This window comes from Sphaerisporangium krabiense (assembly GCF_014200435.1).
GTDB classification, from domain to species: Bacteria; Actinomycetota; Actinomycetes; order Streptosporangiales; family Streptosporangiaceae; genus Sphaerisporangium; species Sphaerisporangium krabiense.
On sequence record NZ_JACHBR010000001.1, the window covers coordinates 1,720,099 to 1,735,360 of the forward strand.

The window sequence follows — 15,262 nt, forward strand, 5'->3', positions numbered from 1 at the left end:
GGAATCGGGAACAGTACGCCCCTCCTCCCCCGCACCCTCGGCGTCATCCCGGCGATGCAGAGCGACGTGATCCTGACCGGTATAGCGGGACAGCACGGCCGCGAAACCGGCCGTCAGCGCATCACGCCAGGACGCCCCTAAGAGCGAAATGTCCACACCGAGTTCGCCGCGCACCACGTCCGAACATCGGGGCGTCACGCCAGGACGGCGAGAGCGGTCGGTGGGCAAGAGCACCAGAGGCCAGGAGAACGGGGTGGTGTCCTGGCGGGTGTCGGTGGTCACTGGCCGGCTCCTCGTCCGTGACGGTCATCGCTTCCATCGAACGGCAGCGGATGCCGTACACACAATCTCCGCACGTCCGCGCGCACCGCGGCCGCCACCGCCGGATCGGTCCTGAACTCGGTGTCGGACGACGCGGTGGTGGCCGTGAGCACCGTGTGCACGAGGCGCGCGCATTCGCGCATCTCCCGCGGGCCCATGCCCCGCTGGGCCAGGATGTTGGTCCCGAGCCGCAGCCCGCTGGTCACCAGCGGCGGCCGGACGTCCCCGGGGACGCGGTTGCGGTTGGCGAGGATGCCGCATTCCTCCAGAGCGCGCTCGGCGACGACCCCGGTCAGCCCGCGCGGGGTGAGGTCGATCACGACCATGTGGTTGTCCGTGCCACCGGTCAGGACGTCGTACCCGAGCCCGGACAGCTCCTCGGCGAGCGTCCGCGCGTCCTCCACGATCAGCCGTGCCACCCGTCGGAACCCCGGGCCGGACGCGATCGCGAACGCGCGGGCCATCGCCGCGACCGTCGCGGGGCTCGGCGTCCCCTGCGACTGCGGGAAGACGGCCCGCTGCAACAGCCGGGCCAGCGGCGTGCGCCCGTCCGGCCCCGGGCACTCGTGCTCGCGCCCGCTGAGGATGAGCCCGCCCCGCGGCCCGGCGAGCTGCTTGTACGTGCTGGTCGTCGTGACGTGGGCGACGTCGATCGGGCTCGGGTGCTCTCCGGCGACCACCAGGCCGGCGAGATGCGAGATGTCCGCCAGCAGGTACGCCCCCACCGAGTCGGCGATCCCACGGAACCGCTCGAAGTCGATCACACGCGGATAGGCGCTGGCCCCGGCGATCATCACCTGAGGCCGATGCTCCGCGGCCAGTTCCGCCGCCTGGCCGTAGTCGATGAACCCGGAGCGATCCAGCCCATAGTGCACGGCACGGTAATGACGCCCGGTCACCGACGCCCGGGACCCATGGGTCAGATGCCCGCCGGAGTCCAGGTCGAGAGCCAGCAGCGTCCCTCCGGGCGGCAGCAGCGCCGCCAGCACCGCCAGGTTCGCCGACGAGCACGAATGCGGCTGCACGTTGGCGTACCGGGCGCCGAACAGCTCCTTGGCCCGCTCGACCGCCAGCGTCTCCACCTGGTCGAACTGTGCGGACCCGGGGTGGTACCGGGCGCCCGGATACCCCTCCACCGTCAGGTTGGACAGCACCGCCCCACCGGCCGCCAGCACCGACAGGTCCGCGACGCTGGCCGATGCGATCATCGCCAGCGTCATGGCCTGCTGGCCCGCCTCGGCGTCCAGCAGCCCGGCCAGTTCGGGGTCGTCGCGGCGCAGGGACTCCATGCCGATGCGCAGCAGCTCCGCCTGCTCGCTCACCGTCCCGATCAGGACGGCCGGCTCATCCTCCGCGGAACCGGCGTCCATGCGTGCGGTCTCCACCGCCGCGGTGTTCATCCGACCGGCCATCTCCGGCACCCCATCTCACACATTGAGAACGACATGGAAAGGCGAATAACATTCGGCCCGCCACCGCAGGAGAAGCTTACGTCGGGACCATTGGATCGCACGAGCCCGCCGCCGGAAAGTTCCCCGGAAATCCGCCCCCGCTTTCAGCAACGAGAACGCCCGGCATCCTCCCAGCTCAGCCCGGGTCCCCCAGCACAACAAAGACCACGAAACCGACGAATGTACAAATAACTTGCAGCCGGGAAGTCCCCCCTCGAATACAACGATGAGCCCGAGCCCCCATTATGCGCAATACCACGTAACCGAAATCGGGCCCCGTGTGCCGCCACCGCCGGGCACCGGGCGTCCGGCCGGCCGGAGGGCGCCGCGGCGGCGTACGGCCGTGACCGACGCGTTCCCCGCGTCACCGCGGATCATGGCGCCCGGGTCCGGCCGGTGTCCGTGGCCGCCTGGTCGCCACCCGTGCGCGCGCACACCGACCGGCTACCACCGACCTGACCACGAGGCCGAGCAGTCGACGCCACGTGCGGGCGTCACCGAAGAACCCCGGACGTGACAAGCATGTCGCCACGCCTTCCTAAAGCACTGAACGCCACGCGAAACTGGTGCAATATTCATACTCTCCTCATTATCGACACACCGGCAAAGGTCCAATCGGACACGTACTCCGGCGAACTCCATAGCGCCGAACGAGTCATTAGCCGGTATGTGAGAGTTCCTGGAACAGAGCAGGACGGCGGAGTACGGTGGCTGTCATGCCTGGAAAAGTGCATCTTGCTTTAGTGGCCGCGTTGACCGTGGGCGCGGCGGGTCTCGCTTTCGCCGGAACGGCCCAGGCGATGCTGGGTCAACCGGCGGCCGAGGCCATCATCAGGAATGTCGACGGTGCGAGCGTCGGCTCACTCCGCATCGAACACCGGGATTCCGGCACGCCCAGGATCACGGTAGCCGTCCGGGGCCTTCCCGCCGGATATCACGGCTTCCACATTCACACGACGGGCATCTGCGATCCCCGCTCGACCGACCCGAACACCGGCAGCCCGTTCTTCAGCGCGGGCGGCCACTTCAACCTCGGCACCGGCTCACACCCTGACCATTCCGGCGACCTGCCGCCTCTCCTGGTGGGCGCGGACGGCACCGGCAGCGCGTCCTTCCTCACCGACCGGTTCCGTGCCAAGCAGCTCCTCGACCCCGACGGCAGCGCCGTCATCATCCACGCCCGCCCCGACAACCAGGCCAACATCCCCGACCGCTACCGCGGCGCGGACGACAAGCCCGGCCCCGACGCCGACAGCCTGAAGACCGGCGACGCCGGCGCCCGTCTCGCCTGCGGCGTGATCAAGAACCGCTGACGCCATCCGTCCGGCAACGCGTTTCGACAGGTCGTGCCGCTCGATATCCCTCCTTCAATCGCGCCGACCTTCACGGATCCGTTCGCCACGACCACCGCCGAAATCGCCTCTTCAACGCCCTGACCTGTGGAGGCATAAATCCCAGCCTGGACAGTGCACAGGGCCCGCCCAGGTATCGAAGACCTCCACAGGTCGGCGGCGAGAACGCGAATCGATGCACCCGGAAAACCTCGGATCAAAAAGAGGAAATCGGCCCACGAGAGGCGTTCAGCGCGGGTTCGTCCAGGCTGGCACCCAGGTTCCGGGTGCGTCGTGGCCGGGCGCCGTGGTGGCGAGGTGGGTGCGGAGGGTGGCCAGGGCGGGGTGGGGAGCGTCGCGGCGCCACAGGAGCGAGTGCGGGTAGACCGGCGTGGGGTCGGTCACCGGGATGCGGCGCAGGCCGTGGCCGGCGGGCCAGACGAGGCGGGTGTGCTCGCCCATGAAGGTGGCCAGGGCGGGGGTGTCGGCGATGGTGTCGAGGAGCGCGTCGGAGCCGAAGTTGGGGCCGGTCGCCTCGATGGTGAGGCCGAACTCGGCGACCAGGTCGTCGTAGTAGGCGGTCCACTCGGTTCCGGGGGCGAGGCCGGGCATCCAGATCCGGTGCCCGGCGAGCTGGGTCAGGGTCACCGAGCGGGCGGACGCCAGCGCGTGGGCGGGGCCGGTGAGGAGCTGGAGCGGCTCGTCGAACACCCGGGCGGCCTCGATGTCCTCGGGAAGAGGCCGGCCGGGCACGGTGACGGCGCGGAAGGACGCGTCGATCACACCGGACCGGATGGCGGCGACGGCCGTCTCGATGTCGAACAGCATCACCACGTCGAGCTCGACCTCGGGATGCGCGCGGTGGAAGCCGCGCAGCAGGCCCGACGCCGCGCTGCGTGAGGCGATCATGTCGACGCGCAGCGGACGGCTGCCGGTGCGGACGGACGCGACCGCGCGCTCGGCGACCCGCAGCAGTTCGCGGGCGTGGGGCAGGAACGCCTGCCCGTCGATGGTGAGCTCGGCGCCGCGCGGAGTGCGGGTGAACAGCCGGACGCCTAGATCACGCTCCAGCGCGGCGACGCGCTTGGAGACGGCCTGCTGGGTGACCGCCAGCTCGGCGGCGGCCACCTGGAACTGCCCCGCCTCGGCGGCGGCGACGAAGGTCCGGACGGTGTCGAGGTCCATGCGGACACCCTAGAGATACAACCATCGGTTGTGCCTAGGTGGCCTCCCAGTTGTTTGATCCCCTGATAAGGCGCGCGCTTTGATGCTTCCGATCGCGGATCGGTTGTACGGGCGAGCGACGGGGAGCGTCGGGCATGCGGAGCGGCGGGCATCGGTTGAGGCGGCGGCTCCGAGGGCTCTGGGGAGCATCGGGCATGCGGAGCGGGCACCGGTTGGGGCGGCGGTTCGGGTGGCTCTGGGGGGCGTACGCGACCAGCGCGCTCGGCACGTGGCTCGCCTTCGGCGCGTTCCCGCTGATCGCCATCCAGGTGTTGCACGCCGAGCCGGCGGAGGTCGCGGCGTTGTCCTCCGTGGGCGCGGCGGTCGGCGCGGCCGTGGCGGTGCCGCTCGGCCCGTGGGTGGAGTTCCGCCGCAAGCGGCCGGTACTGATCGGGATGGACCTGGCGCGCTTCGCCGCGCTGCTGACGATCCCCGCCGCGTTCGCGCTCGGCGCGCTCTCCTTCGTGCAACTCCTGCTGGTCTCGGTCGTCGTCGCGGCGGCCGACATCACCTTCCGCGCCGCCTCCGGCGCGTACCTGAAGACGCTGCTGCCCGCCGAGGACCTGCTCGTCGCCAACGCCCGGTTCGAGTCCACGTCCTGGACGACCACGATCATCGGACCACCACTGGGCGGCGCCGCGATCGGCCTCCTCGGCCCGGTGGTGACGGTGGCGGCCGACGCGCTCAGCTACCTGCTCTCAGCCCTGGGCATCCGCGCGATGGGCGGCCAGGAGCCACCGCCCCAGCGCCGGGAGGTCCCGCACATGCGAGCCGAGGGGAAGAAACCGTCCACCACCCGAGGCGCGGCCCGGGAGTCCTCGCGCATGCGGCCCCCCGGATGGAGCGGTTCAAGAGCGGCGCCGAACGCGCCCTCGCCCAGGCGTTGCAGGAGACGGGGGGACCTGCTCGACGGCTGGCGGTACATTCTCGCCGACGCGACGCTGCGTCCGCTGTTCTTCAACACCGCCCTGTTCAACGGCCTGGTGATGGCCACCGACGCGCTGCTGGCCGTCCTGATGCTCGGCCGGCTCGGCTTCACGCCATGGCAGTACGGCCTCGCCTTCGCCGCGCCCGCGATCGGCGGACTGTTCGGTTCGCGACTGGCCCGGCCCCTCGTCACCCGTTTCGGACAGCACCGCGTCCTGGTCATGTCCGGAACACTGCGCGCCCTCTGGCCCGTCGGCCTGGCCTTCCTGGGCCCGGGCACCGGGGGCCTGCTGCTGGTGATGACCGTCGAACTCGGCCTCATCTTCTGCTGCGCGGTCTTCAACCCCGTCTACGCCACCTACCGCCTCGAACGCAGCGCGCCCGACCGGATCGCCCGCACGCTATCCGCGTGGGCCGTAACGACAAAGGCCACGACCGCACTCCTGACGGCCATCTGGGGCGTCCTGGGCACCCTGCTGGGCCCCCGCACAGCCATCGCCCTGGCCGGCGCACTCCTGCTGGCGACCCCCCTCCTACTCCCCCGACGCACACCGGCACCCCTCGCCGACCCGGACCCGGACCCGGACTCGGAGCCGGAACCGGCTCAGGGCGCCCTCATCACCCACGGAGAGAAATGACCGTCACGCCCCCAGCGTTGAACCCCCGGACGACCGCACTGCTCGTCATGGACTACCAACAGGGAATCCTGGCCTCGCTCCCTCACCTGGCCGACCCCGAAGCGCTGCCGTCCCGGGTGGCCGGCGCCATCGCCGACATGCGCGCCCACGGCGCCACCATCGCCCACGTGCGAGTCGGCTTCACCGAAGCCGACTGGACGGCGATCCCCCCGGCCAACAAGACCTTCTCCTTCTTCGGCCGGCAACGCCTCCTGCACCACGCGGACCCCGCCACAGACTTCCACCCTCGACTGGTCCCCGAGCCCGGCGACATCACCGTCCGCAAGACCCGCTACGGCGCCCTGTCCACGACAGACCTGGATCAGCGCCTACGGTCTCGCGGCATCACCACCCTGGTCCTCGCCGGCCTCACCACCAGCGGCGTCGTCCTGTCCACCGTCACCGACGCCGCCGACCGCGACTACCAGCTCTACGTCCTCTCCGACGGCGTCACCGACCCAGCCCCCCAGGCCCACCAAACTCTGATGACCACCGTCTTCCCAAGACTGGCCCACATCATCGACACCACCGACCTGCGCTCGCTGCTGCACGAGAGCCATCCCGATCGGGCGTAGCCGAAGATCCAACAAGTGGTCAGTGGGTGGGCACGGAAGCCCTGACAGTAAAGAACCCCAGGTCAGAAGTTATGACCTGGGGTTTACAAACTGGAGCCGCCCAAGGGAATCGACCCTTGACCTACGCATTACGAGGGGCACGCGAACAAGCTCCTTAGCGTCTACCTGCACCAACGCCCCAACTCGCTACTCGCGACGCACTGAAAACACAGGCCGTTACTCAATACCCGGTCCACGAGTCGGTCCACAACTCCTCCGGCGGTATGGCACTCGGGCGTACCCGCACCGGGCATGTCGCCCCTCCAGCTCTCAGCAACTCATGGGCTCTGGGGTGGCGTGAGGCTGTCGCATGTCCTCAGACGCGATCGGAACGGACACCCTCGACGCTCTGACGATTTTGGTCGCCACGGAACAGAACGGAGGCCCGGGGCGTCTGCGGAGGGTGGAGTACCGGGCGCAGTACATCACGCGGCCTGCCGGTACATGTCTATGTCGTCTCGGCGGTGTACCTTCACATCTCGGAGATGAGCTTGCGCTTCGACGAGGTACCAGCTAGCCTCTCGGAGGCATGGATGGACGGAGACAAGATTTAGACGCAATGACGCGAGATCGGGTAGTGCTACATGAGCGCGAGTGTAGAGTGCGGGATTACTACGCTTCGGAACTGGCCCAGCACCGTCCAGGCGAGCTGCTTATCGCCCGGGAGAACGGTTACGACGGCACGGCCGTGCGCGCGGATATGCGCACGATCGATCGGAGCAACGTCACTCGCCTGTGGGAGTTCAAGATCAGTGCGAGTTACGAGGCGCTTGGGCAGATCCTGGTCTACGTGGCCATGGCGCGCCGGGCTGAGGAAGCTGCCGGCAGCGACTGTTTAATCCGTGGCGTCATCGCAGCGTTCAATTTCCAACCTGAGATCGTCTACACCGTTGAAAGGTTGAACCTTTCGATCGAGCTAGTCGCTCTGCCGCCCGTCCTTGCCCACGGAGGTGGCATCCCGACCTTTGCAGAACCCACATCGATTCCCGTGATTCCAGGCCAGTCCGGGCTGCTCGCCTCGACGGGCACCGAGCCCTACCAGCAGGAGACGCCATGAGTACGCCGTTCATCAGCCAGCAGAAGCTGATCAACACCGACGACATCCCCGAGGACGCGAGATACGGGGGCCTGCGCATTCTGCGTGTCAGCTCTGACGCGGAGGTACGCGACAACTTTGAGCAGCATCGCTACCGCTTCCAGCATGAGAGTGAGAAGCGGCACGCTATTCGCGGCACGCTGTGCCTAAAAGGTGCGGCGGAGGGATATCGCATCTGCGTCACAGTCCATCCCAGCCTGCGGCAGTTTACGGACCTCGTAAGGTATAATCCTTCCGATCCGCCACGCGCTGTCGACTTCGAGGCCAACGGCATGAAGGCCGCCCACATCAAGACGCAGAGCGACTTCAAGGGCGCAAAGGCTGCCAACCGTGGTGACTTCAGCCGGTACATATTGGAGGCGGTCCGCGGTGAGCGGGTTGCATACCTTCCTACCGTCACAGGTTGGCAGTCGGTTGAGGAGTTTGAGGAGGACCCTCAGCCCATTTTCGTCGCGTTCGATGAAGCGAACCCGGCGGCCATCTACGGCGAGATCTACCTGCCCAAGCGGCCCATCATGCAGGCCGACGGACAGACCCAGACCGCTGCCCTATTCGAGGCAGCGCAGAATCGTCTCGCTCTCCAGAGCGGTGCACTTGACACCTTCTTCGTGACACTTGAGGTCGAACTAAAGGTTGACGTCGACGCGGCGGCCCAGAGTTTCGCAGATCGCAATGGGCGCGGCACGAAGAAGAACACCAACTTGGTGGCGACCTTCGACACCTCGTCCGCCCTGGCCAAGCTGCGCAACCAGGCAGTCAAGGGCACCATCTTCGAGAACCGCGTCGCCGATGGCCGCAGTACGGGAGCCACGCTCACCGCGGTGCAAAATATCGTCGACGCATCGACACTCGAGCAGATGCTGCTCAATGTTATCTCCCACGGCAACCGTAAGCGGGAACACATCAAGCACCACCACATCGAGGCGGTGCTGCCGTACTGCCGCGAGTTCCTGCAGACGTTGGAAGGTCAATTCGGCGGCGCCTGGAGCGACACCAATCAGGCCGACACCTACCGACGACTGTACGTCCATGGATGGGCATTCGCCCTCAAGGCCCTCGCTTTGGCCTATAATCAGGTGCAGCGCGACAAACTCGGGCCGATCATGGATGCGATGCAGAAGGAGACTGCAACCGGAGACGACACGACTGAGCAATTGGTGAAAAGGTTCACCAAGATCATCACGGAACAATCGGTGCCTACTCCGGCAGTGTCCTTTGATGAGTTTAAGCAGCGCCTGGCTGCCATCGACTGGCGGCGTGACCGCCGGCATTGGATTCGGATCACAGGTTGCCTGCAGGAGAAAAACGGCACCAAGAAGACGGTGAAGCTGAAGAGCACTGGGGAGACCGTCGTCGCAGCGGCAGCTTCGAATACCCCGGCGCACATCAGCCAGGTCGCGAACAAGATCCTTTCCGACACCTGGACCGAACTCACTAGTGGCGAATCCGAGCCCATCAACTAGATACCCACGCCCCGGTCGGCGCTGATCTAGTGGCCGTCAACCCTTAGTCCGCAGCCTTGCTGTACCTGAGGGCCGACGCCGCGGCACGAGCAGGTCGGTTGGCCTACGCCATCTTGAATGGCACGCTCATTCCGATCGACCGCCTCGCCGACGAGCGGCCGCACTACAGCGGAAACACAAGCAGCACGGGATGAACGTGCAACTGCTTGGCCGATCCGGCGGGCTGGACGTTCATGAAGTGACTGAGGCGCGTTTCTGAAGTGGTAGGGCAGATAGGCCGAGGTCAGCGGATGGTCTAGCCTGAAGGTGACCTTGAGTTTCGGATACATCACCTCAAAGCATGCGATGACCGGATAGCATGATCCAACAGCATTGAAGGATCGGTGACCTATGCTATACAAACAATTCAGATTCAAGAACTATAAAGGAATACAGGATCTAACGCTCCCTTTAAATCAAGGGGTTACGACACTTATCGGCTTGAATGAGAGCGGAAAGACGACCATACTCGAAGCTATCTTTTGCTTCTCTCGGGGCGCAAAAAACGTCGAGGACATCAATCCCAGCATAGCCTTGCGTCGAAGTGTTGAGTCATGGATCCCCGTCTCTCGGCGTGCGAATTTCAATGACGTGATATCGATATCTGCCGTTGTGACTCTCGACGAAAAAGATAAGCAGGAGATAAGGCACTTTGCGCTAGAGAAGTACGACCTACGGCTCACAAACGTGCCGTCTGAGATTTCTATTGAGGAGCGATACAACTTCGAAAACTCGCGCTATGCGCCAATAAAGGCCGCCCGCGTACCCCGCGCAATTTGGAGTATCCAAATAGCCGGCACGAAAGGGAGGCAGCGGAAACCGCGCACCTACGGCGCAAAAGAGAAGGAGTGGCAAGGAATAGTCCGGCATGTACAGGAAAGACTGCCCAAGATCTGGTATTTTCCAGACTTTTTATTTGAACTGCCAGAGCGCTTCGTACTTTCAGACGCTAGAGCGGTCAATGCCAACGCTGCGTTACGTGATGTAGTCACCTCTACCGGCACAGTAGTGCGACACAACAGAGAGCATGCCCGAAATAGGTTGTACCGGGAGATATTCGAAAACATCACCGTGCGACTCGGATATGGGGCAACACTAGAGACTCATGTGGTGAGGCGTCTCCAGTCAGGAGATAAAGCAGATCGTCGAAGTTTGAATGCAATACTTCTTGACATGGGTCGCCTGATAACCGAAACGGTGTTTGGCGGATGGAATCGAATTCTTGGGCGGCCCCCCATGGCCCAGGAAGTCCAGATCGATGCCGAATTGGAAGCTGATGGAACACCTTTTCTCGAACTGAAGATTAAGGACGCCGACGGCTATCACGATCTCTCTGAGCGAAGTCTAGGATTTCGCTGGTTCTTCATGTTTCTCCTGATGACGTCCTTTCAGAGCACTTCAGACTCAGAGCCGAAGCCACTCATATTGCTTGATGAACCTGCTTCGAACCTGCACTCAAGCGCTCAGGCTGAGCTCCTGAAGAGTTTTGAGAAGCTGATCGAAAATTGCAGTCTTATCTATAGCACGCACAGTCATCACCTGATCAACGTTCGTTGGCTCGATTCGGCTTACGTAGTAAAAAATAGCGCTCTCGGTTCGGCTGATTTTTCGGCGTACCTCTCTGCGAAGGCAAGTGAGCGTAGCTCAATTTCCGCGATCAAGTACAAGAAATTTGTCAGCGAAAATCCTGGCCAGACATCGTACGTTCAACCAGTTCTCGACATCCTGCATTATCGGCCATCCGTCCTTGAGCCCGTGCCGGAAGTGATTCTTGTTGAAGGTAAGTCGGACTTCTATGCGCTTCGCTACATGAATGAAATTATTGGCATCGGATCGGACCTCAAGATGGTGCCTGGTGGAGGAGCGGGCTCTCTGGATGCGCTTATTAGACTGCATATCGGGTGGGGGAAAAGCTTCCTAGTGTTGCTTGATGGTGACGCTGAAGGAAAGAAGCAGTATGAGCGCTATGAGCGCGAGTTTGGCACCCTCGTCGCCGATCGATGTATCATGCTGCCCCATGCATGCGGCGATGAGCAGATCCGAGAACTAGAAGATCTTTTCTCTAAGAGAGATAAGGCGGAGGTTGTCTCCGCGATATTCCCTGACGCAGATGTATCTCACAGGGTCTCCAAGAAGAATCTACAGCATTCGCTCATGGAACTTTATGCCCGCAAGGACAAAGTCGCGATCGAGTCGACGACGGTGGAGCATTTTAAAAATTTGTTCGACAAGCTCGAGCGAATCATGGCGGGCCTCTAATAAGAAACATGATTGCGTGATCGCCGCAGTAGTTGGGTTCTCCCATTCTGTGGTGAGTTTCTCCTAGCTAGCAACGTGGTCGGATATACAGCATGAGGTGGCTCGGGGGACCGGGGCTGAGACATCCGATGGGAGGGACGTGTCAAGTCGGTCCGGAGTGACCGCCGACGCGTATGGCGGTTTGTGGGCATGGCGGGGTGCGCGTCGGTGGTTGCTCCGGCGCGCAGGGGGTCTGGGGCTGCGAAGCCCTCAGCGGCATCGGCGGTCAGCCTCAGGCCGCTGCGGGCTGCTGGGCCGTGGGGAAGGCTGTGTGTTCTTGGTAGGTCTGGCGAGTGGTCAGGCAGTGGACAGGCAGCCCAGGAAGCGGTTGTAGAGGTGGCGTAGGGCGGTGGCGTGGCGGTCGCCCTGGTGTTTGCGCCGGTCGTAGTGGGCGCGGGCGCCAGGTGAGGCGGTGAGCGCGGCGAATGCCCACACATAGCCCACGGCGGCCAGGCGGCGGTTCTTCACCCGGCGGTGGGTCACGGCGTGGTGGCGTCCGCTGGATCGGGTGGTGGGGGCTGCGCCGACGTAGGCCTTGAGCGCTCGGGCGTGTCGGCGAAGCGGCTGCGGTCGTCACCGATTTCGCCGAGCAGCCGGGCGCCGGCTAGGTCCGCAAGGCCGGGGAAACTGGTGATGATGGCGTAGTCGGGCTGGAAGCGGAACGCCGAGACCGCCGCTTGGTGCAGGGCAGCGGCAGAAGCACAGGTGGCGTCGAGAACGGCCAGCAGGGCTGAGGCCTGGTGGCCGAATGCTTCTTCAACGGCAGCGGGCTGGCGCAGGTGCTCGGCGCGCAGCCCGGGTGTGGATCTTCTCGGTCCAGGTGTCGAGGTGGTGGACGCGTCCGCTGCGTTTGAGGGCGGCGCGGATCTGCGGCCGGGTCAGCTTGGCGGCTGTGGCGGGGGTGGGGGCGATGGCCAAGATGGCGCGTGCTTCCCGGCAGGTCACCCCGCCGTCTTGGCCGGCGAACAGCTGAAGGAACGCCGGGTAGTACTCGCGCAGCATCGAGCGCAGCTCATTGCCGGTGCGGTGCCTCCGCCACACGGCGTCCTGCTGGGCGCGGGCCAGCACCGCCAAGCCTGGGCCTGCTGGCTGTCGGCCGGGAGCGGCCGGTGCAGGGGCCATGTCGGTGCGCAGATGCCGGCCAGCACGATGGCGTCCTGGCGGTCGGACTTCTTGCGAGAGACCGCGTGCCGTTCCCGGTAGCGGGACGCGCTGATCGGGTTGATGGCGAACACCGGACGCCCGGAGGCACGCAGGCAGGCCACCACCAGCAGGCCGCGGGTCGTTTCGATCGCGACCGGGATCATGTTTTCTGGGTCGTCGCCGGCTTGGGCGAGCATGTCCAGCAGTTGCTGGGAGCCCTGTACGCTCTCGGTGATCCGCCGCTGCGCGATCACCTTCCCACTCTCATCCACCAGCGCCATGTCGTGGTGGTGCTCGGCCCAGTCGATTCCGCAGAAGACTCCCACGCCTCTCCTCCGCTGATCCGGTCATCTGTGTCCGTGGCGGAGTCACCCGGCGCCCTAATGACAAGACTCGAAGGGCCTACCATCCGATCAGCCGTTCGTGACCCCAGCAACCCGCACAGGCCCCGGTCTTGCTTCAGAGCTCAAAGCTCACCAACGAATAGAAGGGGTACTCCCTGTGCAGACGGGCTCAGACCACGAACTATCAGTGCGGGCACGCCCCTGTCCGGCCGTTCGAGGCAACAGCGCCAGTCTCAGCAAGAAGGACTCGAAGTACCGGGTACGAAGAAGGCATCCACGACCCCGACCAGAACAGGGAACGCGCCCGCACCGCCATTAGGTACGAAGTCCCTGGCCTTCGATCGCCCCCGGCCCGTGTGATGGCCAGCCATAGCATGGCGATCGTCGTGCTGCATGGGGTGCGGCTTGGTTCGGCGGGCGCTCGGTGCGGCGGGCGGCCCGCGTTCCCGCCGCCGGCCGGGACCGGCGCCCACGCTGCACGCCCGCGGGCGGAGCGGGCGGCGGGCCGTGCGGCGGCGCGGAACACTGCCGCGTTGATCCCTACCACCGGAGCACAATTCGGCAGAGAGGTGCGCCACCTGGCGCAGGGGCATTTCCTCGTCCCTACCCCGACTTCACTAGGCTGCTTATGCACTCCTCGGGCGGCGGTTTTGCGCGAACTCTTGCAGGTAGGCAGAAGCGGTCGGTTCGTCGAGGTCGGCTTTAGGGGCGAGGTCAGTGGCGAGTTGGCTGAGGGCGTCGAGGTCGACGGTGGGGATCTCGTTGAACAGTTCCCATAGGCGTTCGCGTTTGCGGAGTTCGGTGAGTTGGCTGGAGAGCATGGCGGCGGCCTGTTGATCGGCCGGGCGGACGAACTGGGCGTAGAACCGCAGCGTGGTGACACCGCCCCCGGCGTGGCCCAGGCGGCCGGCGACGGTCCGCAGGTCGATGCCGTTGGACAGCAGCTGCGTCGCCGAATAGTGGCGGAGCTCCTTGAGTGAACTGCGGATGCCGGCCGCGCGGGCGTGGCGCTCGTACTTGTGGGTGATGGTGTCGGGATTCCAGGGCTTCAGGCTCGCGGGGTCAGGGGAGAACACGAAGGCGTCCTCGGCGAGCTCAACGTCCGCAGCATCGAGCGCGGCCTGGCGGCGGCGGAGATGTTCTTGCAGCAGCTCGCAGGTGAGCGGGTCCAGGGACAAGCGCCGGCCTTCGCCGGTCTTGGTGTCTTCTCGATCTGCTGGCCGGCTTTCACCAGGTAGTTGCGCGTGATGCGGATCTCCTGGGCCTCGAAGTCGATGCGGTGCCGCCGGAGGTCGACTAGCTCGCCCCGGCGGGCGCCGGTCGTGGTGGCCAGCCAGACGAACAGCGCGAACTCCGCGTCCGCTGTCCACAGCTCGTTGAGCAGTCGTGCGGCTTGCTTGGGGCTGGGCGGTTCGGGTTCGCGTTTCTTGGGCGGAGGTGGTGAGGCCTTCTCCGCGGGGTTGCGGTCAAGCCACTCGTACCGCACGGCGAGGTTGAGCGCCGCCGAGATGATCGTGTGGATGCGGAGGATCGAGCCGGCGGCCATCGGCTTGCAGCGGTGCGGCGTGCACCGCTTGTCGCAGGCGTGTTGCCGCGGGGTGCGGTGATCCTTGAGCGGCCCGCACCGGCCGTCACAGACGTGCTCACCGTCGCTGTGGTGCTCGACCTTCGGCAGTCGTTCGCACAGCCTGGAGCATCGCTTCAGGTGGCTGTACAGCGAATCGAGCATGTCCGCCCGCAGCTTGCCGATCTTTACATGTCCCAGGACAGGGCGGATGGTACGGCGGATGTAGCCCTCGTGGGCCTCGCGGGTCGACACCTCCAGGTCGGCGACTTCGAGGTAGCGCGAGAGGACATAGTCGAGAGTGGCCGACTCTTTCGGCTCGCGTTCGGCCTCGGCTCGGCATCACGCAGAAGCTTGGCGAGCGTCTCCAGCGCCTCGATCTCGGTCTTGACGGTCTTGCGGTAGCGGCGCTCTTTCCCTGTCGTGGGGTCGGTGCCGGCGTACACCTTCATGCGGAAGCTACCGCTGGGGAGCTGCTCGACATGGCCCTTCGCGCGGCCGGATTCGCCCTTCGCCATGGCCGCAAGGTAGCCCTTGAAGTGCCTCTCGGTCCACGACTCGGTCCACGATCGATGATCAGGCATCAGCGGTATCGGGCGGTAAGGATCGCAGGCACGAAGAAGCCCCAGGTCAGAAATGGTGACCTAGGGCTTCCGGTGGGAGCCGCCTAAGGGAATCGAACCCTTGACCTACGCATTACGAGTGCGTCGCTCTGGCCGACTGAGCTAAGGCGGCGTGCTGCGGGGGCCCGTAGCGTGTGGAAGTCTACA

Annotated in this window: 10 protein-coding genes, 1 tRNA gene and 2 pseudogenes; 7 read left to right on the forward strand and 6 right to left on the reverse strand. The window is 65.2% G+C overall.

Annotation, left to right across the window (positions count from 1 at the left end; all coding sequences use genetic code 11):
• Nucleotides 1-278: 278 nt before the first annotated feature.
• Nucleotides 279-1,610 carry a serine hydroxymethyltransferase gene (gene glyA, locus BJ981_RS07430; protein ID WP_204070329.1) on the reverse strand — a complete coding sequence of 444 codons (1,332 nt, stop codon included), beginning with the start codon at nt 1,608-1,610 and terminating at the stop codon, nt 279-281.
• Nucleotides 1,611-2,488: 878 nt separating this feature from the next.
• Between glyA and BJ981_RS07435 the strand changes: the two genes are divergently transcribed.
• Complete coding sequence (locus BJ981_RS07435; RefSeq protein ID WP_184609220.1) at nt 2,489-3,085, forward strand: superoxide dismutase family protein; 597 nt, start codon at nt 2,489-2,491, stop codon at nt 3,083-3,085.
• Between the two features lie 267 nt (nt 3,086-3,352).
• On the opposite strand, the gene BJ981_RS07440 is transcribed toward BJ981_RS07435, so the two are convergent.
• Complete coding sequence (locus BJ981_RS07440) at nt 3,353-4,288, reverse strand: LysR family transcriptional regulator (RefSeq protein ID WP_184609221.1); 936 nt, start codon at nt 4,286-4,288, stop codon at nt 3,353-3,355.
• Between the two features lie 194 nt (nt 4,289-4,482).
• Here BJ981_RS07440 and BJ981_RS07445 point away from each other — a divergent pair, with 194 nt between their 5' ends.
• The 6 genes and pseudogenes from BJ981_RS07445 to BJ981_RS07470 all read left to right on the forward strand — a co-directional run bounded on the left by BJ981_RS07445 (nt 4,483) and on the right by BJ981_RS07470 (nt 11,402).
• Nucleotides 4,483-5,892 (forward strand): MFS transporter, encoded by a 1,410-nt coding sequence (locus tag BJ981_RS07445; protein ID WP_204070319.1) that lies wholly within the window; start codon nt 4,483-4,485, stop codon nt 5,890-5,892.
• Entirely contained in the window at nt 5,889-6,506 is a 618-nt protein-coding gene (locus BJ981_RS07450) for a cysteine hydrolase family protein (RefSeq protein WP_184609225.1), read from the forward strand. Before BJ981_RS07445 ends, BJ981_RS07450 begins: the two co-directional genes overlap by 4 nt.
• 640 nt (nt 6,507-7,146) lie before the next feature.
• The gene (locus BJ981_RS07455) at nt 7,147-7,602 is read left to right on the forward strand and encodes a hypothetical protein (protein WP_184609227.1); all 456 of its coding nucleotides are present in this window, start codon (nt 7,147-7,149) and stop codon (nt 7,600-7,602) included.
• Nucleotides 7,599-9,104: a DNA sulfur modification protein DndB gene (locus tag BJ981_RS07460; protein WP_184609230.1), complete on the forward strand. Its 1,506-nt coding sequence runs from the start codon at nt 7,599-7,601 to the stop codon at nt 9,102-9,104. The genes BJ981_RS07455 and BJ981_RS07460 overlap by 4 nt, the downstream gene beginning before the upstream one ends.
• A gap of 77 nt (nt 9,105-9,181) precedes the next feature.
• Nucleotides 9,182-9,312: pseudogene (locus BJ981_RS07465) on the forward strand (IS5/IS1182 family transposase); the annotation flags it as partial.
• Nucleotides 9,313-9,494: 182 nt separating this feature from the next.
• Nucleotides 9,495-11,402, forward strand: coding sequence for an ATP-dependent nuclease (locus BJ981_RS07470; protein ID WP_184609232.1), 1,908 nt, complete (start codon nt 9,495-9,497; stop codon nt 11,400-11,402).
• A 271-nt stretch (nt 11,403-11,673) separates the two neighbouring features.
• On the opposite strand, the pseudogene BJ981_RS07475 reads toward BJ981_RS07470, so the two are convergent.
• The 4 genes and pseudogenes from BJ981_RS07475 to BJ981_RS07485 all read right to left on the reverse strand — a co-directional run bounded on the left by BJ981_RS07475 (nt 11,674) and on the right by BJ981_RS07485 (nt 15,227).
• Nucleotides 11,674-12,865 (reverse strand): annotated as a pseudogene (locus BJ981_RS07475) (IS110 family RNA-guided transposase).
• Between the two features lie 689 nt (nt 12,866-13,554).
• Complete coding sequence (locus BJ981_RS07480; RefSeq protein WP_311745740.1) at nt 13,555-14,079, reverse strand: tyrosine-type recombinase/integrase; 525 nt, start codon at nt 14,077-14,079, stop codon at nt 13,555-13,557.
• Nucleotides 13,977-14,747 carry a site-specific integrase gene (locus BJ981_RS39070; RefSeq protein WP_239139306.1) on the reverse strand — a complete coding sequence of 257 codons (771 nt, stop codon included), beginning with the start codon at nt 14,745-14,747 and terminating at the stop codon, nt 13,977-13,979. Before BJ981_RS39070 ends, BJ981_RS07480 begins: the two co-directional genes overlap by 103 nt.
• 406 nt (nt 14,748-15,153) lie before the next feature.
• A tRNA-Thr gene (locus BJ981_RS07485) sits at nt 15,154-15,227 on the reverse strand.
• Nucleotides 15,228-15,262: the final 35 nt, after the last annotated feature.